Origin of the sequence: Streptomyces sp. NPDC003035 (genome assembly GCF_042888285.1) — a bacterium.
Lineage (GTDB): Bacteria > Actinomycetota > Actinomycetes > Streptomycetales > Streptomycetaceae > Streptomyces.
The window spans coordinates 1084308-1109397 of sequence record NZ_JBIAPJ010000001.1 but is presented as its reverse complement, the minus strand read 5'-3'; the positions used below and the strand labels follow the sequence as shown (position 1 = coordinate 1109397).

At 73.0% G+C, this 25090-nt stretch carries 26 protein-coding genes; 10 read left to right on the top strand and 16 right to left on the bottom strand.

Annotation, left to right across the window (positions count from 1 at the left end):
- Nucleotides 1-204: 204 nt before the first annotated feature.
- Nucleotides 205-864, top strand: coding sequence for a class F sortase (locus ACFYV5_RS04870; RefSeq protein WP_389164399.1), 660 nt, complete (start codon nucleotides 205-207; stop codon nucleotides 862-864).
- 81 nt (nucleotides 865-945) lie between these two features.
- Here the strand turns inward: ACFYV5_RS04870 and ACFYV5_RS04865 are convergent, their stop codons facing one another.
- Both ACFYV5_RS04865 and ACFYV5_RS04860 read right to left on the bottom strand, forming a co-directional pair.
- Nucleotides 946-1803: a polysaccharide deacetylase family protein gene (locus tag ACFYV5_RS04865; protein WP_389164397.1), complete on the bottom strand. Its 858-nt coding sequence runs from the start codon at nucleotides 1801-1803 to the stop codon at nucleotides 946-948.
- Nucleotides 1804-1904: 101 nt separating this feature from the next.
- On the bottom strand, nucleotides 1905-3101 hold the full coding sequence (locus ACFYV5_RS04860) for a CapA family protein (protein ID WP_389164394.1): 1197 nt from the start codon (nucleotides 3099-3101) through the stop codon (nucleotides 1905-1907).
- Between the two features lie 260 nt (nucleotides 3102-3361).
- Here ACFYV5_RS04860 and ACFYV5_RS04855 point away from each other — a divergent pair, with 260 nt between their 5' ends.
- The 3 genes from ACFYV5_RS04855 (at nucleotide 3362) to ACFYV5_RS04845 (ending at nucleotide 5083) form a co-directional block, all read left to right on the top strand.
- Nucleotides 3362-3931, top strand: coding sequence for a sigma-70 family RNA polymerase sigma factor (locus ACFYV5_RS04855; RefSeq protein ID WP_389164392.1), 570 nt, complete (start codon nucleotides 3362-3364; stop codon nucleotides 3929-3931).
- Between the two features lie 4 nt (nucleotides 3932-3935).
- Nucleotides 3936-4349, top strand: a complete 414-nt coding sequence (locus tag ACFYV5_RS04850; protein ID WP_355109797.1) for a PaaI family thioesterase — start codon at nucleotides 3936-3938, stop codon at nucleotides 4347-4349.
- A 227-nt stretch (nucleotides 4350-4576) separates the two neighbouring features.
- A complete protein-coding gene (locus ACFYV5_RS04845; protein WP_389164388.1) occupies nucleotides 4577-5083 on the top strand; it encodes a hypothetical protein in 507 nt (168 codons plus the stop codon).
- Here the strand turns inward: ACFYV5_RS04845 and ACFYV5_RS04840 are convergent.
- The 8 genes from ACFYV5_RS04840 to ACFYV5_RS04805 form a co-directional block, all read right to left on the bottom strand.
- Nucleotides 5065-6282, bottom strand: a complete 1218-nt coding sequence (locus ACFYV5_RS04840) for a sensor histidine kinase (protein WP_389164385.1) — start codon at nucleotides 6280-6282, stop codon at nucleotides 5065-5067. The genes ACFYV5_RS04845 and ACFYV5_RS04840 overlap by 19 nt on opposite strands.
- Complete coding sequence (locus tag ACFYV5_RS04835) at nucleotides 6279-8018, bottom strand: cation acetate symporter (protein WP_389164383.1); 1740 nt, start codon at nucleotides 8016-8018, stop codon at nucleotides 6279-6281. Before ACFYV5_RS04835 ends, ACFYV5_RS04840 begins: the two co-directional genes overlap by 4 nt.
- A 16-nt stretch (nucleotides 8019-8034) precedes the next feature.
- A complete protein-coding gene (locus ACFYV5_RS04830; protein WP_355109805.1) occupies nucleotides 8035-8433 on the bottom strand; it encodes a hypothetical protein in 399 nt (132 codons plus the stop codon).
- A 112-nt stretch (nucleotides 8434-8545) separates the two neighbouring features.
- Entirely contained in the window at nucleotides 8546-9301 is a 756-nt protein-coding gene (locus ACFYV5_RS04825) for a LytTR family DNA-binding domain-containing protein (RefSeq protein WP_355109807.1), read from the bottom strand.
- A gap of 30 nt (nucleotides 9302-9331) precedes the next feature.
- Nucleotides 9332-10207 (bottom strand): Fpg/Nei family DNA glycosylase, encoded by an 876-nt coding sequence (locus tag ACFYV5_RS04820; protein WP_389164379.1) that lies wholly within the window; start codon nucleotides 10205-10207, stop codon nucleotides 9332-9334.
- Nucleotides 10208-10244: 37 nt separating this feature from the next.
- Entirely contained in the window at nucleotides 10245-11606 is a 1362-nt protein-coding gene (locus tag ACFYV5_RS04815; RefSeq protein WP_389164377.1) for a wax ester/triacylglycerol synthase family O-acyltransferase, read from the bottom strand.
- A gap of 62 nt (nucleotides 11607-11668) precedes the next feature.
- Nucleotides 11669-13774, bottom strand: coding sequence for a SpoIIE family protein phosphatase (locus ACFYV5_RS04810; protein WP_389164375.1), 2106 nt, complete (start codon nucleotides 13772-13774; stop codon nucleotides 11669-11671).
- Nucleotides 13775-13824: 50 nt separating this feature from the next.
- Nucleotides 13825-14892 (bottom strand): DUF6777 domain-containing protein, encoded by a 1068-nt coding sequence (locus ACFYV5_RS04805; RefSeq protein WP_389164372.1) that lies wholly within the window; start codon nucleotides 14890-14892, stop codon nucleotides 13825-13827.
- A gap of 170 nt (nucleotides 14893-15062) precedes the next feature.
- Between ACFYV5_RS04805 and ACFYV5_RS04800 the strand changes: the two genes are divergently transcribed.
- The 4 genes from ACFYV5_RS04800 to ACFYV5_RS04785 all read left to right on the top strand — a co-directional run bounded on the left by ACFYV5_RS04800 (nucleotide 15063) and on the right by ACFYV5_RS04785 (nucleotide 17443).
- Complete coding sequence (locus tag ACFYV5_RS04800; protein WP_389165111.1) at nucleotides 15063-15233, top strand: hypothetical protein; 171 nt, start codon at nucleotides 15063-15065, stop codon at nucleotides 15231-15233.
- Nucleotides 15221-15766, top strand: a complete 546-nt coding sequence (locus tag ACFYV5_RS04795; RefSeq protein WP_389164370.1) for a DUF1990 family protein — start codon at nucleotides 15221-15223, stop codon at nucleotides 15764-15766. The genes ACFYV5_RS04800 and ACFYV5_RS04795 overlap by 13 nt, the downstream gene beginning before the upstream one ends.
- A 63-nt stretch (nucleotides 15767-15829) precedes the next feature.
- Nucleotides 15830-15997 carry a hypothetical protein gene (locus tag ACFYV5_RS04790; RefSeq protein WP_355109819.1) on the top strand — a complete coding sequence of 56 codons (168 nt, stop codon included), beginning with the start codon at nucleotides 15830-15832 and terminating at the stop codon, nucleotides 15995-15997.
- Nucleotides 15998-16021: 24 nt separating this feature from the next.
- Nucleotides 16022-17443, top strand: coding sequence for a lipase maturation factor family protein (locus ACFYV5_RS04785; RefSeq protein WP_389164367.1), 1422 nt, complete (start codon nucleotides 16022-16024; stop codon nucleotides 17441-17443).
- Between the two features lie 115 nt (nucleotides 17444-17558).
- Here the strand turns inward: ACFYV5_RS04785 and ACFYV5_RS04780 are convergent, their stop codons facing one another.
- The 3 genes from ACFYV5_RS04780 to ACFYV5_RS04770 form a co-directional block, all read right to left on the bottom strand.
- Nucleotides 17559-17729 (bottom strand): hypothetical protein, encoded by a 171-nt coding sequence (locus tag ACFYV5_RS04780; RefSeq protein WP_215065452.1) that lies wholly within the window; start codon nucleotides 17727-17729, stop codon nucleotides 17559-17561.
- Between the two features lie 234 nt (nucleotides 17730-17963).
- Nucleotides 17964-19439, bottom strand: a complete 1476-nt coding sequence (locus tag ACFYV5_RS04775) for an SDR family NAD(P)-dependent oxidoreductase (RefSeq protein WP_389164363.1) — start codon at nucleotides 19437-19439, stop codon at nucleotides 17964-17966.
- Between the two features lie 62 nt (nucleotides 19440-19501).
- The gene (locus tag ACFYV5_RS04770) at nucleotides 19502-20215 is read right to left on the bottom strand and encodes a (2Fe-2S)-binding protein (protein WP_389164361.1); all 714 of its coding nucleotides are present in this window, start codon (nucleotides 20213-20215) and stop codon (nucleotides 19502-19504) included.
- A 229-nt stretch (nucleotides 20216-20444) separates the two neighbouring features.
- Between ACFYV5_RS04770 and ACFYV5_RS04765 the strand changes: the two genes are divergently transcribed.
- Nucleotides 20445-21173 carry a carbonic anhydrase gene (locus ACFYV5_RS04765; RefSeq protein WP_389164358.1) on the top strand — a complete coding sequence of 243 codons (729 nt, stop codon included), beginning with the start codon at nucleotides 20445-20447 and terminating at the stop codon, nucleotides 21171-21173.
- A gap of 117 nt (nucleotides 21174-21290) precedes the next feature.
- Nucleotides 21291-22274: a DMT family transporter gene (locus tag ACFYV5_RS04760; protein WP_355109829.1), complete on the top strand. Its 984-nt coding sequence runs from the start codon at nucleotides 21291-21293 to the stop codon at nucleotides 22272-22274.
- Here ACFYV5_RS04760 and ACFYV5_RS04755 read toward each other — a convergent pair.
- The 3 genes from ACFYV5_RS04755 to panD form a co-directional block, all read right to left on the bottom strand.
- Entirely contained in the window at nucleotides 22155-23468 is a 1314-nt protein-coding gene (locus tag ACFYV5_RS04755; RefSeq protein WP_389164356.1) for a transglycosylase family protein, read from the bottom strand. The genes ACFYV5_RS04760 and ACFYV5_RS04755 overlap by 120 nt on opposite strands.
- A gap of 391 nt (nucleotides 23469-23859) precedes the next feature.
- The gene (locus ACFYV5_RS04750; RefSeq protein ID WP_389164353.1) at nucleotides 23860-24504 is read right to left on the bottom strand and encodes an aspartate/glutamate racemase family protein; all 645 of its coding nucleotides are present in this window, start codon (nucleotides 24502-24504) and stop codon (nucleotides 23860-23862) included.
- 39 nt (nucleotides 24505-24543) lie between these two features.
- Entirely contained in the window at nucleotides 24544-24969 is a 426-nt protein-coding gene (gene panD / locus ACFYV5_RS04745; RefSeq protein WP_355109835.1) for an aspartate 1-decarboxylase, read from the bottom strand.
- Nucleotides 24970-25090 lie beyond the last annotated feature (121 nt).

The following is a 25090-nucleotide window of genomic DNA, read 5'->3' as shown; positions in this document are numbered from 1 at the left end:
CGGACCGTCAGAATGCTTATCTGACGAATACTCGGATGGGTCATCGTCCCCGTCACCCGCCCGCCTGTCGGGTACGACAGAGCCCGGGCGTCCCGCGCCCGCCCACCGACCGTCCACCGGCCGTCCGCCACCCGTTCGCCCTGCCCTGATCGCCGGTTCGCCCGGCCGCCCTTACCGTTCTGACGACGCCACGAAGGGAGAACCATGAGCCCCAAGGACTTCAGCGTCCTTGAGCCGAGGAGACGCCATCCGTGGGGCGTGCTCGCTCTCGTCATGCTGTCCGGCCTGGCGATGATGCGCAACGGAGTCGACGTCGAACACGGACCGCCGCAGCCGGCGGCCGCGGCCCGTCCCGACACCCGCCCGATCGGGACTCCCCCCGCCGTCACGCCCGGCCTCCAACCGCTGCCGTACGCCCCCGCCTCCCGGGTGAAGATCCCTTCCATCAGGGTCGCGGCGCCCATCATGGACGTCGGCCTGGACGAGAACGGCTGGATCGCGGCGCCGCCGCCGGAGGACTCCAACCTGGCCGGCTGGTACCAGAACGGCATCGCGCCCGGGCAGCGCGGCACGGCCGTCATCGTCGGCCATGTCGACAACGCCTCGGGCCCGGCGGTGTTCTACGGCCTCGGGTCGCTGGACAAGGGCCAGCACGTCGAGGTGGAGCGGTACGACGGCCGGGTCGCCGTCTTCGAGATCTACGGCGTCGAGGTGTACGCCAAGAACAACTTCCCCGGCGTCCAGGTCTACGGCGACACCGGGGAGCCCGAGCTCCGGGTCATCACCTGCGGCGGGGGCTACTCACGGGCCACCGGCTACGACGGCAACGTCGTCGTCTACGCCCGCATGGTCGGCTCGCGCTGACCCCACAGCACACGGAGGAGGCCCCCGGAGCTCCGGGGGCCTCCTTCGCGCTCCTTCGCGCCTCCTCCGTGCGTGCGCGGCTCAGCGCCGCGGGACGGTGATGCTGTAGCCCGCGTCGAGGAGTTCCGGCAGATAGCTCCGGAGGGCCGCCACGCTCTGCGAGCGGTTGCCGCCCGCGTCGTGCGAGAGCACGACGACACCGGGCGCGGCTCCGTCCAGCACCCGGCGCACGATGGTGCCGGTGCCCGGCTCCTTCCAGTCGAGGGTGTCGACGGTCCAGGCGAGCGGCTCCATGCCCAGCTCGGCGCCGATCTCGAAGGAGTGCCGGTTCCAGGCCCCGAACGGTGCGCGGTACCAGAGCGGGGCCGAACCGAGGATCTTCTCGACGAGATCGCTGGTGGAGCCCAGTTCGTCCCGGATGCGGGAGGGACGCAGCTTCGGGATGAGCGGATGGGACCACGAATGGTTCCCGACCACGTGCCCGTCCGCGGCCATCTCCCGTACCAGGTCCTGGTTCTCGACGACCATCTCGCCGCAGACGAAGAACATCGCCCGGCAGCCGTAGCGGCGCAGGACGGCGAGGATCTCCGGGGTGTACCGGGGGTCGGGTCCGTCGTCGAACGTGAGCACCATCGAGCGGCCGACACCGGACATCCGCAGGAAGGGCCGCTGCCGGACCGGCGGGATCGCCTTGCGGAAGGCCGGGGGCGCGTAGGCCGTCATCGGCTGGAGCCGGTACGCGGAGGGCCTCAGCCGACTGCTCGCCGGAGGGCCCGCCGCGGGGGCACCGCGGGGGGCGGCGCCCCGGGCGGTGTCCGGCAGGGCGCTCGGCGGTGCTCCGGGCGCCGCGCCGAAACGCTCCACCGCGAGGGCTCCGACCGTGGCTGTGGCCCCGAGGGCGGCGGCGATGCGCAGCACCGCCCGGCGCCCCGTGGGCATCTGATCCTTTTTCATGACTAATGGCTCGCACGGACGAAGGCCGGTGCGCCTCATCCACACCGGCCGTCCGCCCGAAAACACCCGTTGAGCCGATGGGCGCGCTACTCCCCCATCACCAGACCGTCCATCGCCGCGCCCCGGCCGAGGACGACGTCGCGGATGGTGTCGCGTACGGCGGTGAGGGGTTCACCCTTCTCGATGGCGGCGTTGACGTCGACCACCCTCCCCCGGCCGGTGTCGAACCACTGCGGAAGGAATTCGGCCTTGGCGACCTCCCAGCGCCCGCCGGGTGCCGTGGGAGGCACGAAGGTGAAGCGCCCGAGGGTGCCCTGGTTGCCGCGCGGATCGTAGGCGCCCTCGTGGTTGATCATGTCGCCGGCGATCTGGTCGCCCATGCCGTAGACGACCCAGGTGCCGTTGACCTTCTCGTACGCCTGCGGGACATGGGCGTGGGTGCCGATGATCAGATCGATGTCGGGCCTGCCATCGGTCCGCGAGGCGGTGAGGGATCTGCCGAGGGTGAGCTGGCGCTCGTCGGGGGCCGTCTGCCACTCGGTGCCCCAGTGCATGCTGACCACGACGACGTCGGCACCGGCCGCGCGGGCGGCCCGCGCGTCCGCGATGATCTTCTGCTCGTCGATCAGGTTGACCGCCCAGGGCTGCCCCTCGGGCAGCGGGAAGCCGTTGGTGTCGTAGGTGTACGCGAGCTGGGCGACGGTCGCGTCTCCCGCCTTCAGCAGGGTGGGGCGGGCCGCCTCCTCGGCGGTGCGCGCCGAACCGGCGTGCTTGACGCCCGCCTTGTCGAGGGCGTCGAGGGTGCGGCCGAGGCCGGCGGCGCCGTCGTCCAGGGTGTGGTTGGAGGCGGTGGAGCAGGAGTCGTAGCCGGTCTCCTTGAGGGCGGGGGCGATCTCGGGCGGGGACTTGAAGGTGGGGTAGCCGGTGTAGGGCCCGCCCTCCTGCCCGTACACGGTCTCCATGTGGCAGATCGCCAGATCGGCCGCGGACACCACGTTCTTCACGCCGGACAGCATCGGGCGGAAGTCGTACCCCTGACCGTTCGCGTCCGCGGCGGCCTGGCGGATGATCGAGGCGTGCGGCAGGACGTCGCCGGAGGCGACGAGGGTGAAGCCGGTCCGGGCGGAGGCCGCGCCGCCGACCGCCGAGGGGGCGGCGGGGCTCGCGGGCTGGTGCCGCGCGGGCTCCGCTCCAGGGGTACGGGCGCCGCCGGCGCAACCGGTCGCCGCCGTCAGCAGGAGGGCGGCGAGGGCCACCGTCCCGTGTCTCTTTCGCTGGGTCATGACCGGCTCCGCCCGATTCATCCGATGAACATGTGTCCAGATGAATCCACAGGTCATATAAGCCACAGTCAAGAGTCAAAGCCGCATCAGCTGTCAAAACCTGCCGTAACGGACGAAGCGCCTCCGGTTGACCGCTCGCCGCACCATTCGCCGCTCGTTGCGACCGCTCGTCGCAGACAGCCGCGCGTTCCCTGTCGCTCGCCGCCCCCATGCGTTCGTATACGCCCCGGGACGAGGAGCCGACAGGAGAGGTGTGGAGCATGGCGACGGCGACGACGACGGCGACGACGGACGAGCGGGCCCTCGCGGAGCTGCAGCGCGACCACGGTCAGGCACTGTTCGGCTTCCTGCTCGGCCTGACCTACGGCGACCGCCAGCGCGCGGAGGACCTGGTACAGGAGACGCTGGTCCGCGCCTGGCTCCATCCGGAGGCGTTCGACGGGCCCTACGAGTCGATGCGGCCCTGGCTGTTCACGGTGGCCCGGCGCCTGGCCATCGACGCCCGGCGCTCCCGGCTCGCGCGGCCCACCGAGATCGGCGACGGGATGCTCGCCGCCACCCCCGACCCGGCCGACGCCACGGAGACCGCGGTCGCGGCGGTGGATGTGCGGGCGGCCGTACGGTGCCTGAGCCCGGAGCACCGGGAGGTCCTCGTCCGGCTCTACTTCCACGGCCTGACCGTCAGCGAGGCGGCCGCCGATCTCGGCATCCCGGCCGGGACGGTCAAGTCCCGCTCCCACTACGCGCTGCGGCAGCTCGGGCACCGCCTGCCCGGCTACCGGCCGGGGCGCCGTGCCGTTGCCCGCCGACGGGCCACGGCCGCACAATGACCGCGTGACGCTGACTCTCGCCGCCGCGGAAAAGGTACTCGCCGACAACTTCGCCCCCTGGGTGCTCGATCTGGGGCTTTCGGTGGTCTCGGTCGACGGGCAGGAGGCGGTCCTGCGCCTGCCCTGGTCCGAGCGGCTCGCCCGGGAGGGCGGCGGCCTCTCGGGTCAGGCGCTGATGGCCGCCGCCGACACGGCGACCGTGATCGCGGTCGCCGCCGCCCGCGGCGGCTTCGTGCCGATGACGACGGTGCAGCAGTCCATCAGCTTCCAGCGGGCGGTGCTCGCCGCGGACGTCCTCGTGCGGGCCCGGCTCACCAAGGCGGGCAAGCGGATGGCCTTCGCCGACATCACGATGACGGCCGAGGGCTCGGAGGAGACGGCCGCCCACGCGACGGCGGTGTACGCGCTGCTCGGCTGAGGCGCCCGATGCGCGGAGCCCCCGCCCGACATGCCGCCGCCACACCCGTCCCGTCGTCCCCGGACGTCTCCCGTGTCCTCGCCTTTCCCACCGGCACCTATCCGGCGGAGAAACGTATCCGAAACCACACGGGCGAGTTGAGCAAAGAGGGACCCACACGCGTCTTCCTCGGTGGAGGCTCGTGGTCGGGGGTCGTCGACCGACATGTCCGGGAGAAGGTGGGAACGTTGCTGCCCGAGAGTACGAACGGCACCAGCGGGGGCGGGCTCGCCGTCCCGATGGCCTGGCTGCGTGCCGAGTTCACCGCGGACGATCTGTTGCGTGCCGGATGCCTGGTCGCGCCCGGCACCCTGGAGTACCGGGCCGGCCGGCAGACACTGGCCCTCACCATCCACCTCTGCGCCGACGCGGACACCTCCTCCGGGGCGTGGACCGCGGGCAGCATCGACGAGTGGATGTCCCGGACCGCCTACGACCACCCCTGGCCGCAGTGGGTCCGCGAGCGGCTCGCCGCGCGGGGCCGCACGGACCGGGAGAGCCCCGACCTCGCCATGGCGCGCGAGACCTGGCGTCTGCTGGAGGCGACGCAGGTCCGCGCGGCCGATCTGTGCGGGCTGCCGTCGGCCGGGGCGACGCCGACCGTGGACGAGGCGGACCAAGTCTGGCTGCCCGCCTGGAAGTTGGGGCTGCCGCTCGGCCATCTGGCCCTGCATCTCTACGGTGCGGGTGGCTGAGGGGCCGTACGGTGCACCCCTGAGCGGTACTTGGGGATCCGTACCGTCACCTTCATCCCCGCGCCGACCCCGGTCTCGATGACAAGGCCGTGCTCCGCCCCGTACACCTGGCGCAGCCGCTCGTCGACGTTGGAGAGGCCGATCCCGGAGCCGGTGGGGCGCTCGCCGAGCAGGATCGCGCGCAGCACGGCCGGGTCCATGCCCACGCCGTCGTCCTCGATCACGACGACGGCCTCCGCGCCCGCGTCCCGGGCGGAGATCGTGACCCGGCAGACGTTCACGCTGTCCTCCAGGCCGTGCTTGACGGCGTTCTCCACGAGCGGCTGCAGGCAGAGGAACGGGAGGGTCACCGGCAGCACCTCGGGCGCGATCTGCAGCGTGACCTTCAGGCGGTCGCCGAAGCGGGCCCCGGCGAGCGCCAGGTACTGCTCGATGGAGCGCAGTTCGTCGGCGAGCTGGGCGAACTCCCCGTGCCGGCGGAAGGAGTAGCGGGTGAAGTCCGCGAACTCGAGCAGCAGCTCCCGGGCGCGCTCCGGGTCGGTCCGGACGAAGGAGGCGATGGCGGCGAGGGAGTTGAAGATGAAGTGCGGGGATATCTGGGCGCGCAGGGCCCGGATCTCCGCCTCCACGATCCTGGTCCGCGAGCGGTCCAGCTCGGCCAGTTCCAGCTGTACGGAGACCCAGCGGGCGACCTCGGTCGCGGCCCGCACGAGCACGGCCGACTCCCGCGAGCCGTAGGCGACGAGGGCGCCGAGCACCCCGTCCTCGCCGGTGAGCGGGGCGATCACCGCCCAGCGCAGCGGGCAGCCGACGTCGGCGCAGACGGTGTGCTCCGCCCTGCTGCGGCCGGAGTCGAGGATCCCGGCGACCTGGTCCATGACGTGCTCGCGGTGGTGCCCCTCGCCCGGCCCGTCCCAGGCCAGGACGGCGGACCGGTCGGTGAGGCAGAGCGCCTCCGTGCCGAGCAGCGAGCGCAGCCGCCGGACGGCCTTGCGGGCGGCGTCCTCGGTGAGCCCGCCGCGCAGGGGCGGTGCGGCGAGGGAGGCGGCGTGCAGGGTGTGGAAGGTGGCCCGTTCGACGGGGGTGCCGAGGTCGAGGTCGGCGGCGCCGCGGCGGGCGGTGAGCCGGCCGAGGACGTAGCCGGCGACCAGGAGGACGGCCCCCACCGCGGCGGCCGCCGCGAGGGCGATCCCGGTCATCGTTCCGCTCCTTCCCGCGGGGCCGAGGTCCGGCCGTCGAGCTCCTCCGGCAGGTGCAGCCGGGCGAGCAGCGCCGGTGTGCCGGCCGGGATGTGGCGCGGGGTGGCCAGCGACACCAGGATCATCGTGAGGAAGCCCAGCGGCACCGACCAGACCGCCGGCCAGGCCATCAGGGTGTGCGGCCAGCCCTCGTCCGGCAGTCCGGCCCGGGTCGCCATCACCGCCGCGAGCGCGGAGCCGCCGCCGAGCAGCAGTCCGGCCATGGCTCCGGGCGGGGTGAGCCGGCGCCACCAGATGCCGAGGACGAGCAGGGGGCAGAAGGAGGAGGCGGAGACGGCGAAGGCGAGTCCGACGGCGTCCGCGACCGGGACCTTCGAGGCGAGGATCCCCGCGGTCAGCGGGACGGCGGTGGCGAGCAGGGTCGCGAGCCGGAAGTGCCGGACGCCACGGGAGGGGAGGACGTCCTGGGTGAGGACACCGGCGACCGACATCGTGAGTCCCGAGGCGGTGGAGAGGAACGCGGCGAAGGCCCCGCCGGCCAGGAGCGCGCCGAGCAGGTCGCCGAGCACGCCGCCGAGCATCCGGTCCGGCAGGACGAGCACGGCGGCGTCGGCGGCTCCGGTGAGGGCCAGTTCGGGGGCGTAGATCCGGCCGAGGGCTCCGTACACCGGCGGCAGCAGATAGAACACGCCGACCAGGCCGAGGACGACCAGGGTGGTCCGTCGCGCGGCCCGGCCGTGCGGGCTGGTGTAGAAGCGGACGGCGACATGGGGCAGCCCCATCGTGCCGAGGAAGGTGGCGAGGATGAGCCCGTACGTGGCGTACAGCTGGTGGCCGTCGCGCCCGCCGGCCAGGGGTTGGGACCAGCCGAGGGGGTCGGCTCCGGTGGAGGCCCGGGCGGGGACGGACGCGCCTTCGGGGAAGGTGAGTTCGGTGCCGCCCTCGACACGGTGGGCGCCCTCGTCGAGGGTGACGGTCCGCCGCTCGTACGCGATGGCGTCGACGCGTCCGGTCACGGTGAGCGTGAGCGGGGCGTCGACCTCGATCCGTACGGTGTCGGCGACGCGGACGACGGTGTGCTCGCGGAAGACCGCCGGGGCGTCGAAGCGGACGCGGGGCGCGTCGTCGCCGAACCAGGCCGCGGCCAGGAAGAGGGCGGGCACGAGCAGGGCCGTGAGCTTGAGCCAGTACTGGAAGGCCTGGACGAAGGTGATGCTGCGCATGCCGCCCGCGGCGACGATCCCGGTGACGACCAGGGCGACGAGCAGGCCGCCGACCCAGTCGGGGGCCCCGGTGAGGATCTCCAGGGTGAGCCCCGCGCCCTGGAGCTGCGGCAGGAGGTAGAGCCAGCCGATGCCGACGACGAAGAGGCTGGCGAGCCGGCGGGCGGGCGGCGATTCGAGCCGGGCCTCGGCGAAGTCGGAGAGGGTGTACGCCCCCGATCGGCGCAGCGGGGCGGCGACCAGGACGAGCAGGACCAGATACCCGGCGGTGTAGCCGACGGGGTACCAGAGCATGTCGGGGCCCTGGACGAGGATGAGCCCCGCGATGCCGAGGAAGGAGGCGGCGGAGAGGTACTCGCCGCTGATGGCGGCGGCGTTGAGGCCCGGACGGACGGTGCGGGAGGCGACGTAGAAGTCGGAGGTCGTACGGGATATCCGCAGCCCGAGGGCGCCGATGAGCACGGTCGCCAGGACGACGGCGGTGACGGCGGCCACCGCGTAGGTGTGGTTCACGTCCAGGTCCCCGTGTTCAGCGGCCCTCGACGAGGCCGGTGAAGTCGCGCTCGTTGCGTTCGGCGCGGCGGACGTACCAGCGGGCGACGGCCCAGATGACCGGGTACACACCGACACCGAGGGTGGCCCAGACGACGGCCTCCGGGGCGGGCAGCGCGAGGAGCAGCGGCAGCGGGCCGACGAGGAGGGCGAGGGCGCCGAGTGCGGTGAGGGCGGCCTTCAGCTGGCTGCGCATCAGGGAGCGCACGTAGGTGTGGCCGAGGGTGGTCTGTTCGCTGATCTCGGAGCGGGCGGGAGGATGACCGGGCGGACCTGCGCCGAGGGAGCGTGGCGGCGGGCCGCCGGCGTCGCGGAGGGCGGAGGCGCGCGTGACGGTCTCGCGCCGCGGCCGGCGCGGCGGTGGCTGCTCGGACATCGGTGTCCGCTCCGTCATCTGTCGACCTCGCAGGGGCTGGGGAGGCCACGGAGTCTACGCAGCGGCGCTGACCTGGGGTAGGGGAGCCCGGGCCCCGGTCGTACGGGAGCGCTCAGCCGCCCGCGCGGCGCATGAGCAGGTCCCTCAGCTGGCGGGCGTGGCGGCGGCTGACCGCCAGCTCGGTGCTGCCGACCCGGACGGAGGTGGCGCCGCCGTCGAGCCGCAGTTCGTCGATGCGGCCGAGGGCGACGAGGTGGCTGCGGTGGATGCGGACGAAGCCGCGGTCGGCCCACCGCTCCTCCAGCGTGGACAGCGGGATGCGGACGAGGTGGCTGCCCTCGTCGGTGTGCAGGCGGGCGTAGTCGCCCTGGGCCTCGACGTAGGCGATGTCGTCGACGGCCACGAAGCGGGTCACCCCGCCGAGTTCGACCGGTATCTGCTCGGGCGCCGTGAGCGGGGCCGCGGGCGCGGCGGAGGCGTGGACCAGCTCGCGGACGCGGCGGACGGCCTCGGCGAGCCGCTCGCGGCGCACCGGCTTCAGGACGTAGTCCACCGCCTTGAGGTCGAAGGCCTGGACGGCGAAGCCCTCGTGCGCGGTGACGAAGACGATCAGCGGCGGGCGGGCGAAGCCGGCGAGCAGCCGGGCGAGGTCGAGGCCGGTGAGGCCGGCCATGTGGATGTCGAGGAAGACGACGTCGATGGCCTCGTCGCCGTCCGGCCCGGCGTCGAGGGCCCGGCCGATCCTGCGCAGCGCCTCGGTGGCGTCGGTGGCGCCCTCGGCGCTGCGGACCCGCGGATCGGCTCGCAGGAGGTACAGCAGTTCGCCGAGGGCCGGTTCTTCGTCGTCGACGGCCAGTACGCGCACCATGCGGCGGAGTCTACGAGAGGCGTGGAGGCGCTACTTCAGGAGCTTCGAGAGGCGGCGGTCGGCGAGCGGCTTGCCGCCGGTCTGGCAGGTGGGGCAGTACTGCAGGGAGGAGTCCCGGTACGACACCTCGCGGATGGTGTCCCCGCAGACCGGGCACGGCTCGCCGGTCCGGCCGTGGACGCGCAGGCCGCTCTTCTTCTCGGCCTTGAGCCTGCCGGCGGCCAGCCCGTGGGAGCGCTCGACGGCCTCGCGCAGGGTGCTGCGCATCGCCTCGTACAGGCCGGCGGTCTCCTCCTCGGTGAGGTTCTGGGTGGGCTTGAAGGGGGACATCCTCGCCACGTGCAGGATCTCGTCGCTGTACGCGTTGCCGATGCCCGCGATCAGACTCTGATCCCGCAGGGCGCCCTTGATCTGGCGCCGTTCCGCGCCGAGCAGGGCGGTGAAGGCGGCGAGGTCGAAATCGTCGGCGAGGGGGTCGGGGCCGAGGCGGGCCACCCCGGGCACGTCCCTCGGGTCGCGGACGAGGTGGACGGCGAGTCGTTTGGTGGTCCCGGCCTCGGTGAGGTCGAAGCCGTCGCCCTCGGTGAGCGCGGTCCGCAGGGCGAGCGGCCCCTTCCCGGGGCGCGGCGGCCCGGAGGGCAGGGGGTCCTTCCACTGGAGCCATCCGGCGCGGGCGAGGTGGATCAGGAGGTGGAGCAGCTCGCCCGTCGTGCCCGCGCTCTCGATGTCGAGGAACTTGCCGTGCCGGGCGACGCCGACGACCTCGGCGCCCTCGAGGGCGCTCAGGGGTGGGTCGTACGTCTTGAGCACGCTGATCGCGACGGGCAGCACGCGGGCGATCTCCTTGCCCACGAGATGCTCGTCGAGGAACTCTCGCAGCGCTTCGACCTCGGGCAGTTCGGGCATGGCTCCACCCTGCCGCACCGGCCGTCCGGCCGCGCGCTCAGCGGCCCTCGTGGAGGAGTCCCAGCAGGTCCAGTTCCTCGGCGAGCGCGGCGGCCAGCACGTCCAGGTCGGGGACGGCCTTGCCGTCGGCGACCAGGCCGACGTGGACCCGGCCGCCGTACGGGGACATGGCGACGGCGAGCGACTGGCCGCGGGCGAGCGGGGCCATCGGGAAGAGCGCGCGCAGCGGGGCACCGCCGAGGGAGAGGGCGGAGCGGGGCAGCGGAACGTTGGTGACCAGGACGTCGAAGAGGAGCCGCGCGGCTCCGGAGGCCAGCGGCGCGCCGAAGCGGTGGGCGAGCGAGGGCAGTTGGTCGGCGAGGACGGCGACGGCTCCGGCGCCCCGCAGCGGCCCGTCGGCCTTGTTGCGGTCCATGGCCCGCCGGACGACGGCCAGCCGGGTCGCGGGGTCGGGTTCGGTGACGGGCAGGGTGAGGAGGTAGGCGGAGAGACTGTTGCCGGTGCCGGCGGGTGCGCCCGGCCGTCGGCGGGAGACAGGCACGAGGGCGCGCGGATCGGCGCCGGGGAGCGGTTCGCCGCGTCCGTCGAGCCAGCGGCGCAGGGCTCCGGCGACGACAGCGAGGAGGACGTCGTTGGCGGTGCCGCCCGTGATGCGGCGCACCTGGTGGACGCGCTCGAGGTCCAGGACGGCGGTGCCGACGCGGCGCGTCCCGCTGGAGTGGGCGGCGAGCGCGGAGGGGGCGCCGCCGTCGAGCAGGCCGGCGCGGGCGACGGAGGCGCCGAGCACGGAGGCACCCACCTCGACGGCCCGGCCGAGGTCCTCGATGCGCTCCCGGGCGGCGCCCATGATCCGGCCGGGGCCGGGGAGCCAGGAGCGCGGGGGTACGGCGCGGGCTCGGCTCCCGCGCGGCCTGCGGGCGGCGGCGATCTCGTCGAAGATGCCGGCGCCGATGGCGACGGCGCGCATGCCGTCGGCGAGGGCGTGGTGGAGTTTGACGAGCACGGCGAAGGAGCCGTCGGGGGCGCCGGTGAGGAGGTACATCTCCCAGGGCGGCAGTCCCCGTTCGACCGGCCGTTCCATCAGTTCGCCCGCGAGCCGGGCGGCCTCGGCGGCGAAGTCGGCGCCGGGAAGCGCGACCTGCCGCACGTGCCGCCTTACGTCGAACCGCTTGTCCGTGGTCCAGGCGGCTCCCCCGACGGGCAGCAGGACGTCGCGGACCCGCATGCGAAGCCGGGGGATCGCGGCGGCACGGCGCGCGAGCAGATCGAGGACGCCGGCGGCGTCGCCGTCGCCGGGGAGCGGGCCGAAGTGGGCGAGGGCGCCGAGGTGCATGGGGTGGGCGGGGGATTCGAGGTGCCAGAAGGCCAGATCGAGAGGTGCCAGCAGCTCACTGCTCAAGAGATTCTCATGTCCTCGGAGGGTGGCGGGGATCGAAGTCAATCGCGCACGATCGGTTACGGTCAAGTACGATCTGTGTACACAGGGTTAACAATGAATTCGCACCAGACGCACTTGCCGCTGCCGCGCGATTCGACGCCCCACACGTCCGAGAGCCGGTCCACGAGCAGCAGGCCGCGGCCCGAGACGCCGGACTCCCCCGCCTCTCTGCGGCGCGGCAGCGCGCTGGAGCGGTCCTCGACCTCCACGCGCAGCCGCCGCTCGGGCCCCGAGAGCATCCGCAGGGTGACGATCGCCCCGCCGTCGGTGTGCATCAGCGCGTTGGTGATCAGCTCGTCGGCGACCAGCTCGATCTCGTCCGAGCGCTCTCCGGCGCCCCAGGCCCGAACCGCCGCCCGGATCAGGTGGCGGGCGGAGCTCAGCGCCTCCGGGTCGCTCTGCGCCACGTGCTGCTGGAGCCGGCCGCCGGACTGCGGGAAGTACGCCCCCTGACGGCGCAGCAGCAGGATCGCCACGTCGTCCTCGCCGCCCTGCTCGTCCACGGCCTCGCAGAGGAGGTCGGCCAGCTGCTGAAGGTCCCGCGGTCCGCGCCGGACCAGTGAGGAGAGCCATCGCAGCCCCTCGTCGAGGTCCGAGCCCGGCTTCTCCACCAGGCCGTCGGTGTACAGGAGCAGGGTCTGCCCCGGGGACAGCTCCAGGGTGGTCACGGGATGGTCCAGGCGGCCGAACTCGGCCGAGAGGCCCAGCGGCAGTCCGCCCTCCACCGGCAGCCGTCGGCAGCTGCCGTCGGTGTCCTGGAGCAACGGGTCGACATGCCCGGCCCGCACCACCCGGACGACGCCGGTGGCGAGGTCGGCCTCGACGTAGGTGCAGGTGGCGAAGCGGTCGGTGTCCAGTTCGTGGAGGAAGACGGAGGCCCGGGCCATCACGGTCGCCGGACTGTGCCCCTCGGCGGCGTAGGCGCGCAGCACGATCCGCAGCTGTCCCATCACGGCCGCCGCGTGGGTGTCGTGCCCCTGGACGTCCCCGATGACGGCGCCGACCCGGCCGCCGGGCAGCGGGATGATGTCGTACCAGTCGCCGCCGATGTCCCGGCCGAGGCGGGCCGAGCGGTAGCGGACCGCTATCTGGGCGCCGGACACATCGGGGATGCGGCGCGGCAGCATCGCCTGCTGGAGCCCTTCGGCCAGGTCGTGCTCCTGCTCGTAGAGCATCGCGCGCTGGAGGCTCTGCGCGATGCTGCTGCCGAGCGCCACCAGCAGATTGCGCTCGTCGGCGCTGAAGCCGGTCTTGTCGCTGTAGAGCAGTCCGAGCGCACCGATCGGCCGGGCCTGGGCGATGAGCGGCAGATAGGCGGCGGAGGTGATGCCGAGTCCGCTGATGTGCGGCCACAGGATCGGGTACGAGTCGGCGAAGTCCTGGGGCGAGTCGATGAACCGGGGCCTCAGGGTCCGGATCACCTCGCCCATAGGGTACGGCTCGTCCACCCGGGTGAACCGCGTGCCGGGCACGAAGGCGCCTTCGGGCCCCTCGGCGACGAGACGGATCCGGCCGGACTCCAGGAGTCCCACCACGAGGCTGGTGGCTCCGAAGTATTCGAGGCCGTGCGAGTCGTTGAGGAGTTCGATGACGTCCTGCACGGTCCGGGCGTGGGCCAGGGCGGCGGTGGTGCCCTCCACGACGCTGGTGCGCTTGCGCCGCCCCTCGTCGAGGCCGAGCCGGGCCGCGTGCTCGGTCACCTCCTCCGAGGCGTCCCGGACGATGCCGACGATACGGCGGGGGCGGCCGGTCCCGTCACGCTGGATGTGGCCCTCGGTGTGCGTCCAGCGCGCGGCCCCGCTCCGCAGCCGGACGCGGAAGTACGCCCCGTAGTGGTCGCTCCCGTCCTTGAGCGCGTGCGTGACCATGGTGTCGAGCCGCCGGCCCTCGTCGGGCAACACGCGGGAGGAGAGGGTGGTGGGATCGCCGTCGTACTCCTCGGTGCTCATGTCGAAGACCCGCAGGGCCCCCGCGTCCATGGTCATCGAGCCGGTGGTCAGGTCCCAGTCGAAGCTGCCCATCCGGAACGCGCCGCCGTAGTCCCGCAGGAAGCAGCAGGCCACGCCCCCTGTCCCTGGTACGCAACGGCAGAGATCCGCCGCCTCGCCACCCCCTCTGCCGGCGCTCATGGGGCCACGCTAGGCGCAGGCCGGGCCGCTCGCACGGCGGAGGTCACGCCTCAGCCCTCGAAGGTCTCCGGCTGCTGGGCGCCGGGGTCGCTGGGGAACAGGTCCTCGAACGGGGGCAGCTCCGCGTCGGGTTCCGGCTCGGTCTCGGGCGGCGGCTCCGGGGCGGGCGGTGAGGCCGGCTCGGACCAGGTGGGGGGCGGGGAGCTGTGCTCCGGTGGAGTGGGCTCGCCCGGGGTCGTCGAGCCGTCGGGGCTCGCGGATCCCCCGGTGGTGGGCGGGGGCGGCACCGGGGTGGGTGAGCCGGTGAGGTCGCAGTCGACGGGGTCGCAGGGCGGGATCACGGTCGGATGCGTGTCCTGCTCGCCGTCGGTGCCCGTCTTCCGCTCGATCCAGGTGTTGTTGACGACGTTCACGATGACAAGGCTGGTGACGACTGTCGCAGTCGGTCTGATGACGACGACACGGTCGGGGTGGTACCCGGCCCAGGGCCGTCCGTTGTGCCGGGCGCCCTGGACGGCGGCCGGCGTACGCAGCGGGTTCCCGCAGGCACAGCGGACGCGGGGGGTGCCGTACCCGTCGACGAGGACGGCCGTGCCGGCCTGGAGGACGGACTGGAACGCGGTGGCGTCTCCGTCCCGGTAGCCGTGGCTGGTGACGCGGGTGTCGGCACGCAGGACGACGGGGGTGAGGCCGCGCAGCCAGCCGGCCAGATTCGCCTCGGGGATCCCCGCGGCCTCGGCGAACGCCCGGGACTTGCCCCTGTCACCGGCGAGGAAGGCGACCTGCTGCTCGACGTCGCAGCTGGCGACGGAGCGGGTTCCGCCGTAGAGGCCGGGGGTGGAGCCGGTGATCTCGCGGACCGTCTGCGGGGTCGCGGATCCGGACGCGGTCCCGGTGGGCGACGGGGTGGGTGCGGCGGGCGCCTTCGCCGTGGAGGCGGTGAACGGGTCGGGCCCCTGGGCGGCGACCGGCTGGAGGAAGACCTCCTGCGCGGCGGCGGCCGTCCCGGCGCCGCCGCTGTCGCCGGCGGAGGAGCAGCTCGCCAGCAGCAGCGCCGAGGCCAGCGCGGCGAGTGCGGTGACGTGGGGCCGTCGCGGCCGGCGTATGGGTGAGCGCACGTGGATCTCCCGCCTCTTTCCACTCCGAGACATTCCTTCATGTCTGTCGCACCGCACCGCCGACCGCAAGCGGAGTACGGCCGAGCGGACGACGCACTTGAACACGTTCAAGAAAGGCTTTAGGCTCTGCGAGGCAGGTTTGAACACGTTCAACCAAGGGGGTGGACGGCATGTCACCCGGCGCCCTCGCCCTGTGGCTCCCGCGTTCCCCCACCGCCGCCGCGCTCGCCGCCACCCACGGCCTCGGCAACGCCCTCGGCTTCGCGCTCTGCTCGCTGCTGGCCTGGCGCCGCCTGCGGGCGGCCACCCCCTCGAAGGAGACCGCATCATGGCCCGTCTGATCCGCGCCCTCGCCACGCCCGCCGGCCCCGGGGCCCTGACCTACCGCGAGGTGGGCGCCACCAGGGAGGACCGGCTCCCGGCCGGCTACCACCACCTCCACCACACCGTCCGCATCGGGCGGGGCCGGGACTCCTTCGAGACCGCCGGGGCCGCCGTCACCACCTGGCGGATGCACCGCGCCTCGGGCGCCCAGATCCGCAGCCAGGCTGTCCGCGCCGAGCCCGGCGCCCTTGTCGAGGTCTCGATGGGCCTCGGTCCGGTCCGGTTCCGCGTGCCCTGCGAGGTGATCTGGACGGCGTACGAGAAGGACCGCACCGCGTTCGCCTACGGCACCCTCACCGGACACCCCGAGAGCGGAGAGGAGTCCTTCGTCGTCGACCTGCACGCCGACGGCTCTGTCTGGTTCACGGTCACCGCGTTCAGCCGCCCCGCCACCTGGTACACCCGCTTCGCCGGGCCGCTCGTCCCCGTCCTCCAGCATGCCTACGCCCGCCGGCTGGGCCGAGTGCTCCAGCGCATCGTGGCGGAGTGACGCCCGGCGTACGCTCCCTTTGTAGGCATACGCACCGACCCAGGAGCGACCCAGGAGGCGGCCGTGAGCCAGTACGACGAGTACACCACCCCCTCGCAGGCCGAGGGCGAGCGGCTCGACGAGGACATGGACCCGAAGGAGCGGATGCAGCGGCATCCCGACACGCTGCGCACCACGCCCTCGCAGGCGGAGGGCCAGCGGTCCGCCGACGAGGAGGAGAAGAAGGCCTGAGCCCCCGGGCCGATACTGGAAGAGATGGAGTGGTTCACGGCACCGGACTACTGGCTGAGCCGGATCGTCTTCCAGCGGGGGCTCGCCGGGCTCTACCTCGTGGCCTTCCTCTCGGCCGCTCTCCAGTTCCGGGCCCTGATCGGCGAGCGCGGCATGCTCCCCGTACCGGAGTATCTGCGCCGGGTGGAGCCGCGCCAGGCCCCCAGCCTCTTCCACTGGCGCTACTCGGACCGGCTGTTCGCGGCGGTCGCGTGGAGCGGTGCGGCCCTGGCGCTCGCCCTGGTGGCGGGCGCCGGTGACGCGGTGCCGCTGCCCGTCTCGATGCTGCTGTGGGCGGTGCTCTGGGCGCTGTACCTCTCCATCGTCAATGTCGGCCAGACCTGGTACAGCTTCGGCTGGGAGTCGCTGCTCCTGGAGACCGGCTTCCTGGCGATCTTCCTCGGCAACGACGACACCGCACCGCCCGTTCTCGTCCTGTGGCTGCTGCGCTGGCTGCTCTTCCGCGTGGAGTTCGGCGCGGGCCTCATCAAGATCCGCGGTGACCGCTGCTGGCGGGATCTGACCTGCCTGCATTACCACCACGAGACCCAGCCGATGCCCGGCCCGCTCAGCTGGTTCTTCCACCATCTGCCCCGCCCGCTGCACCGGGTCGAGGTGGCCGCCAACCATGTCGTCCAGCTGCTGGTCCCGGTGCTGCTCTTCACCCCGCAGCCGGTGGCGACGGTGGCGGCCGGCCTGATGGTGGCGACCCAGCTCTGGCTGGTGCTCTCGGGGAACTTCGCGTGGCTGAACTGGCTCACGATCGTCCTCGCGCTCTCCGCCATGGACGGCTCGCTGCTGGTGGGCGAGCACCCGCAGCCCGCCCCGCCGCTCTGGTACGTGGTCGTGGTGGTCGCCGTGACCGCGCTGGTGCTCTTCCGCAGCTACCGCCCGGTCCGCAACCTGCTCTCCCGGCGACAGGCGATGAACCGCTCGTACGACCCGTTCCACCTGGTCAACACGTACGGCGCCTTCGGCACGGTCGGCCGGATCCGGGAGGAGATCGTCATCGAGGGCACGGACGACCCGGTGCGGAGCGCGGACGCGGAGTGGAAGGAGTACGAATTCAAGGGGAAGCCCGGCGATCCGCGCCGGCTGCCGCGCCAGTTCGCTCCGTACCATCTGCGGCTCGACTGGCTGATGTGGTTCGCGGCGCTCTCCCCCGCGTACGCCCGCGACTGGTTCGGACCGTTCGTCGAGCGGCTCCTGGACGGGGACCGGGACACCCTGCGGCTGCTGCGCCACAACCCCTTCCCGGACGCACCACCGGTCCGCATCAGGGCCCGCCTCTACCGCTACCGCTACACGACGTGGCGGGAGCTGCGGGAGACCGGGGCGTGGTGGCACCGCACGCTCGTACGGGAGTACCTGCCGCCGGTCGAGCTGCGGAAGCCCGCACAGCGGTGACCCGGGGACAGGCCCCTGTGGACAGACGCTGTGGACAGAACCCGCACAGAACCCGCACAGCCCTGTGCCCCGGTCGCGGGGCGGCCGGGGCACAGGGCGAAGCGACAGGTACGACTCAGTCGATACCGGGCAGGATGTGCGGCTCCGCCAGGTCGTCCTCGTAGCCGGCCAGCCGGATGGGCGCCGAACGGGCCCACACTTCCAGGCTGCCCAGCTCGCCGGACCGCCGGGGCCGCTCCGGACTTTCGGCCGGTCGCTGTTCCTGCTTCGTCAGTTCTGGTGTCACCGCGCACTCCCTTGTGTCGCGTACCAATGAGGACATGGCCGTTCGGTCGCGGTGGCGCCGTTCTGCGGGCGGGACCGCGGCCTTGGTGGCAGGCCAGTCCCCAGGCAAGCCGTAAGGGTTTTGTGAAACCCCGGTGGCCGACCGTGGACATCAGAGTAACCAAATGAGCGCGTCAGCGCTCTATGGGGCTCGGAAGTGTGACGCGATCGAGTGACTTTAGGACATCTGGGCGGTTTACCAGTTGCCGGGCGCGTAGTCCTTGAGGAAGCAGCCGTACAGGTCCTCGCCCGCCTCGCCGCGCACGACGGGGTCGTAGACGCGGGCGGCGCCGTCGACGAGGTCGAGCGGGGCGTGGAAGCCCTCCTCGGCCAGACGCAGCTTGTCGAAGTGCGGGCGCTCGTCGGTGATCCAGCCGGTGTCGACCGAGGTCATGAGGATGCCGTCGGTCTGGAACATCTCCTGGGCGCTGGTCCGCGTGACCATGTTCATCGCGGCCTTCGCCGCGTTGGTGTTCGGGTGCCCCGCGCCCTTGTAGCCACGGCCGAAGACGCCCTCCATGGCCGAGACGTTGACGATGTAGGCGCGTCCGCTGGACGCCTTCTTGGCGGCCTCGGCCATCACCGGCCGCAGCATGCTGATGAGGATGAACGGCGCCGTGTAGTTGCACAGCTGGGTCTCGAGCAGCTCCACCGGGGAGATCTGCTCGATGGTCTGCACCCAGGTGTTGCTCTCGACGACGTCCGGCAGCAGCCCGCCCGCGTCGATGGCGCTGCCGTCGCGGTGTCGCTCGACGCTGGCGTTGCCCGCGACCAGGGCGAGATCGGCGACCTTCTGCGCGTCGAGGCCGCTCACGCCGACGGGCAGCGCGGCCAGGCCGTCCACGGCGCCGGAGTTGAAGGCGCCGATCACATGGTGGGCGGGGAGCTCACCGGCGGGCAGCGGAGCGCTCTCGCCCTCGACCAGGGCGGCGTAGGCGGAAGGCAGGCGGCGCACGGTCTGCGTCGCGTTGTTGATGAGGATGTCCAGCGGGCCGTCCGCGGCGACCTGCTCGGCCAGGGCGACCGCCTGCGCGGGGTCGCGGAGATCGATGCCGACGACCTCGAGGCGGTGCATCCACTCCGCCGAGTCCTCCATGGCCTTGAAGCGGCGGATGGCGTCCTTGGGGAAGCGGGTCGTGACGGTGGTGTGGGCGCCGTCGCGCAGCAGCCGCAGCGCGATGTACATGCCGATCTTGGCCCGGCCGCCGGTGAGCAGCGCGCGCTTGCCGGCGAGGTCGGCACGGGCGTCCCGCTTGCCGCGGTTCAGCGCGGCGCACTCCTGGCAGAGCTGGTGGTAGAAGTAGTCGACCTCGACGTACCGCGTCTTGCAGGTGTAGCAGGACCGGGGGCGCTGGAGTATCCCGGCGATCCGGCCGGCCTCGGTCACGGAGGAGGGCAGGATGCCCTCGGTCTCGTCGTCGATCCGCTGCGCGGAGCCGGTGGCGGTGGCCTCGGTGACCGCCTTGTCGTGCGCGGTCTTCGCGGCCCGGCGCTCCTGGCGGCGGCGCTGCTTCACCGTCCGGTAGATGCCGGCCGTGGCGCGCCGGACGGCGATCGCGTCCGGGTGGTCGACGTCCAGCTTGTCGAGCTCGTCGAGCACGCCCAGGCAGACGGCCAGGCGCTCGGGGTCGATACCCGGCCCGTACTCCTGGAATTCTTCGGTCACCGTCATGGCCTCTGCCGTTCCTCGATCACTCGTACGCTCGCGCGCGCCCACGTCTCAAAAGAGGAACTTTACGGAGCGGGGGGCCGTGTCTCCAAACCCGTGGCGGGAGCGTGGTCGAACACACAGTCGCCGCACAGTCCCCCTCCGGGGGAGCGGTAGTAGAGGCAGCAACTGGTGCGCCGCAGGGCGGGCCCCTGGACGGTGCGGGCGAGGTCCGGGTGGCCGAGGAGCCCGGTCACGAGCTCGGCGGCACGCCAGGCGACCTCGGGCCGGCCCTCGGCGCGGGCCCAGCGGATCAGCTCCCGCAGGGCTCCGGCGAGAGCGGAGCCGGCGTTCCCCCACAGCAGCCGGGGCGAGACCCGCCCGTCGCGGCGGAGGGCATCGTGGAGCGGGACGAGATGAGCGAGCTGGACGGCCTCGCGGAGGTCGGCCACGGTCGCGGGGCGGCTCTCCGTGCCGGCCCACCACAGGTCGTCGGGCGAGGTCAGGGCACCGTCCCAGTACAGGTCCGCCGGGTCGAGAGCCGGAAACCGGCCGTGGAGGGCGGCCGGGCCGAGAGCGGTCGACCACAGCCGGGCGGCGAGCCCGAGATGGGCGACCGACGCGGCGACGCGGCGCTCGGGAATACGGAGGCGGGCACCGACGTGGTCGATCCGGGCGGAGAGGGGGCCCGTCTCTCCCGCGTACACGCGCGCGAGCGGCACGTGCGCGCCGCCTGTCTCCGGCGGGACCGTCCGGAGCGCGAAGAAGCCCCCCAGTCCCCCACTCGCTTCGCTCGCCACGAAATCCACCGTCTCCTGTCTGCCGACCGTCCGCCGCTCGGACCGATGGGGCGCCGTGTGGTCGTCCGGGCGACGGCGGTGCCTGCCACCTGTCGGCCGGGCGATGGCGACGCCTGGCGGGCCGTCCGGGCAAAGCCCCGGTCCTGTTCGGGTCATGCATGGTCATCTTCGGGTCATGCTCGCGCCAAGTACGGCTCCATGACCGCCGATCACCGTAACGCTCCTGCGCATGACACCTCCGACGAACCCCCTCTCCCCCACGACTCCCGGCCGGCGCGCGGTGCTCGCGCTGACCGCCGCCGCGGCCGTGACCGCGAGCGTCCCCGCCGCCCGGGCCGCCACGCCTCCGCTCCCCCGCCCCCGTCCACGCCCCCTCCCGGACGGGCCGCTCACCGCCGCCCGGGCGCTCGCCGAACTCCGGGCCGGGAACGCCCGTTACGCGGCCCTCCGGCAGATCCATCCGCACGAGGACGCCGCCCGGCGCGCCGCCGTGGCCGTCTCCCAGCACCCCTTCGCGCTGGTCCTCGGCTGCGTCGACTCGCGGGTGCCGCCCGAGCTCCTCTTCGACCAGGGGCTCGGCGACCTGCTGGGCATACGGTCGGCCGGGCAGGCCCTGGACGAGGCGGTGCTCGGCTCCATCCAGTTCGGCGTCGAGGAGCTGGGCGTGCCGCTGGTCCTCGTGCTCGGGCACGAGCGGTGCGGCGCCGCGACCGCCGCCGTGGAGTACGTACGGACGGGCAGGCCCGTCGAGGGACACCTCGCCCGGGTGGTGGAGGACATCGCCCCCGCGGCACGCGCCGCCCGCGATCTGCCGGGCGACTGGGTGGAGAACACGGTGCGGGCCAATGTGGCACGCATACGGCGCCGACTGGCTCGGGATGAGGCGTTCGCCAAGGCCCAGATCGTCGGCGCCCGCTTCGACCTGGATACCGGAAAGGTCGCTTTCCACCCCTCCTGACGTGCGCGGGTGTACATCTCCAGGCGTACGTGACGGTCCCGTACTGCGACGGCAGTACGTCCGAATGCGTTCCCAGGTACGACGACGTGAACGCTCGGAAGAGAGATCGTTGTATGTATGAGCCCCCTCCTGCTGTCCGTGCTTCTGTCGCTGGTCTCCGCGGTCGCCTACGCGGCCGCGGCGATCGTGCAGGAGCGGGTCGCGGCCGCCGCCGGCGGCCCGACCTACGCGCCGCTGCGCAGCCCGGCCTGGTGGGGGTCCGTCCTGCTCAACGGCCTCGGCGCCGCGCTGCACGTCGCTGCGCTCGCCTACGGTCCGCTCAGTCTGGTCCAGCCGCTGGGCGCCCTCACGATCGTCTTCGCCCTGCCCATGGCGGCCCTGTTCGTGGGCCGCCGGGCCGGGCACACGGCCTGGCGCGGCGCGCTCATGGCCACGGTCGGCCTCGCCGGGCTGCTCAGCCTGACGGGCGGCGCCCAGTCCCAGGCCCTGGGCGGCACCGAACGCTGGCTGCTCGCCGCGGGGACCTTCGCGGTGGTGGGCCTGTTGTTCGTCACCGCGCATCTGGTGGGCCGCTCGGTGCTGCGCAGCATCGTCCTGGCGGCCGCGGCGGGTGTGTCGTTCGGCATCGCCTCGGTCTTCACCAAGACCGTGGCCGTGGAGTGGTCGCCGGACGCGCCGCTCGCCCAGTGGACGAGTCTGCTGATCCTCTCGGCGCTCGCGGTGACCGGGCTGCTGCTCTCCCAGGCCTCCTATCGGGGCGCGGGCCTCGCGGCCCCGCTGGCGACGGTCACGGTCGTCAATCCGGTGATCGCCGCCGCGGTGGGTCTCACGCTGTTCGGCGAGACCTTCCGGTACGGCACGGCCGGCACCGTCGCCGCGCTGATCTGCGGTGCGGTGGCGGCGGGCGGTCTGATCCAGCTCACGACGGACCGGCTGACGGCCGCCCAGGACTCGCTCTCGGTGTCAGAGGACCGGACCGTCTCAGAGCGAGACGCCCCGCGCCCTGAGGTAGGCCAGGGGGTCGATGTCGGAGCCGTACCCGGGGCCCGTGCGCACCTCGAAGTGGAGATGCGGCCCCGAGCTGTTGCCGGTCGATCCTGAGCGGGCGATGCGCTGCCCCGCGTTGACCCGCTGGCCCTCGCGGACGGTGAGCGCGGAGAGGTGCGCGTACTGGCTGTAGCGGCCGTCGTCGTGGCGGACGACGATCTCGTAGCCGTACGCGCCGCCCCAGCCCGCGGAGACCACCTTGCCGGTGGCGACGGCCTGCACGGACGTGCCGGTGGGAACGGGAAAGTCCACGCCGGTGTGGTACCCGCTGGACCAGGAGGAGCCGGAGACGCGGTAGCGGGTCCCGACGGAGGCGGAGACGGGAGCGCTGAAGCGGTCGGCCTGGGGCGCGGGCTTAGTGGCGGGTTTGGTGGCCGGCTTGGCTGCGGGCTGGGTGACAGGCTTGGTTGCGGGCTTGGCGGCCTGCTTCGCGGGGGCTTTCGCTGCCGGGGCCTTTGTCGCGGGAGCCTTCGCGGCGGGAGCCTTTGTCGCGGGAGCCTTCGTGGCGGGAGCCTTCGTCGCAGGGGCCTTCCCGACCGGCTTCGTCGTGGGCGCGGGCTTGGCGACCGGGGGTGCCGTCGTGGGCGGCTTGGCGGGGGCGGCGATCCGGAGGGTCAGCTTCTGGCCCGGGTGGATCAGGTCGGGATCGCTGCCGACCACGGCGCGATTCGCCTCGTACAACCGCTGCCAGCCGCCCGTGACCCGTTCCTCGCGGGCGATCCGGGACAGCGAGTCGCCGGGGGTGACCGTGTACATCTCCCGGACCGTCGGCACGGTGGTCGGGGTCGCGGCCGGAGGGTTGGCCGCCGGGGTCCGCCGGTCCGGGGCCGTGCGCTGCGCCGGTATGGAGGCAGGCACGATCCCGGCCTTCTGCCCACCGAGGCCCGCGCGGGACGAGCAGGTCGGCCAGGCTTCCGGGCCCTGCCCCTTGAGGACCTTCTCCGCGACGGCGATCTGCTGGTCCTTGGAGGCGAGGTCGGCGCGCGGGGCGTAGTGCGTGCCTCCGTACCGTTCCCAGGTCGCCTGGCTGAACTGCAGCCCGCCGAAATAGCCGTTGCCCGTGTTGATCCGCCAGTTCGAGGAGGACTCGCAGGCGGCGACCTTCTCCCAGACGTCGAGGGACGCGGCCTGCGCCGTCCCGGCGCCGATCAGCGGTAAGGCCATTCCCGCGCCGCCCGCCGTGACGGTGAGCGAGGCGCGGTTGATCCGGCTCGGCTGGTACCGGCGGTGTCGTCCCCGTACGGCCATGTGGGCCCCCCTTGAACGCGCGTCAGCAGAAGCGCATCGGCAGTCGCCCAAGGTAAGGGAAGGTCACAGGCCGTGACAAGGGCTCGGGGAAAAACCCCAAGTCCCTTGTGTCATCGGGCGATCAGGGCCCCGCGGGACCCGGCTGCGGCTGAGGCTCGGGTTCCGGTACGGGGGTCGGGGCGGGCGGCTCCGGAACCGGGTTCGGCGGCGGCACGGGGGCCGGTTCGGGCTGGGGCACCGGACCCGGCGTGGGCGGGACCGGCCCCGGGGGCGGGGTCGGCGACGGGGGCGCCGGGTAGGGCGACGGGTGGGTCATGGCGGATCTTTCGGTCGGCGGACACGTACGGCTCCAGGCTCTCCCGAAGCGTGTGCCCGCGCCCGCCGGGGCCATTCATTCGTGTCGCCGCACCACCGCGTCCGCCGCGGCGGCGAGGCCGAGGCGGGGGCTGGAGAGGACGGGCAGCGGCGTGGTGGTCCGCTCGGCGGCGTCCGCCATGGAGGCCTGGGCCAGGACGACCACACCGCCGCCGGTGGGGTCGATACGGTCCACGGCCGCCGCTACCGCGTCGAGATAACCGTTGCGGTCACCGGCCTCGAACCGCTCCCAGGCACCGTCCACGAGCAGTGTGGTGACGATCGAGGTGGTGTCCCCCGACTCCTCGCGGAGCAGGTCGACGGTGGGCTCCAGGGTGGACGCGACGGCCGCGACCACGACGATCCGTTCCGACCTGGCCGCCTCGGCCGCCATCGGCCGGTCGACCCGCAGGACGGGCACGCCCAGGTCGGCGGCGCTCCGCTCGGCGACTCCGCCGATGGTCGAGCAGGTGCAGAGCACGGCGCGGGCGCCGTCCGCGACGGCCTCGGCCAGGGCGTCACGCACGGCGCCGGCCACGGCTTCCGGCCCCTCGGCCCGGGCCCGGTCGAGCAGCTCCTCGGCGACGAGGTGCCGCAGGACCAGCCCCGGGTGGTGCCGATCGCGCAGGCCGTCGAAGACGGGCACGTGGACGGGCGAGGTGTGCAGCAGGGCGAGGGTCACCAGGGCTCCGGCGCGGCCTTCGAGCGGCTTCGGACGGGTTCAGGCGGTCGCGGGCACGGCGTGCGGGCTGCGCAGGGTGTCGCTGCCGGGCACCGGCGCGGACGCGTCGGCCCCGAGCTCGACGATCCGGTTGTCCGCGTCCACATGCACCACGCGCGGCACGAACGAGCGGGCCTCGGCGTCCTCGACCTGCGCGTAGCTGATGAGGATCACCAGATCACCGGGGTGCACCAGATGGGCGGCGGCCCCGTTGATCCCGATCACCCCGGAGCCCCGCTCGCCCTCGATGACGTAGGTCTCGAGCCGGGCGCCGTTGTCGATGTCGACGATGTGCACGAGCTCCCCGGGCAGCAGATCGGCCGCCTCCATGAGCTCGGCGTCGACGGTGACGGAGCCGACGTAGTGCAGATCGGCCTCGGTCACGGTGGCCCGGTGGATCTTGGACTTGAACAGCGTACGAAGCATCGAGGTACTCCTGGACATAGGCTCCCTGCCTGCGCGTGTGCAGATCAAGGGCGGTCTTCGGAGCGTACAACGATTCGCAGGTCAGGTCAGCTGTCGTTAAGTGTTTCAGGACTCACACTGA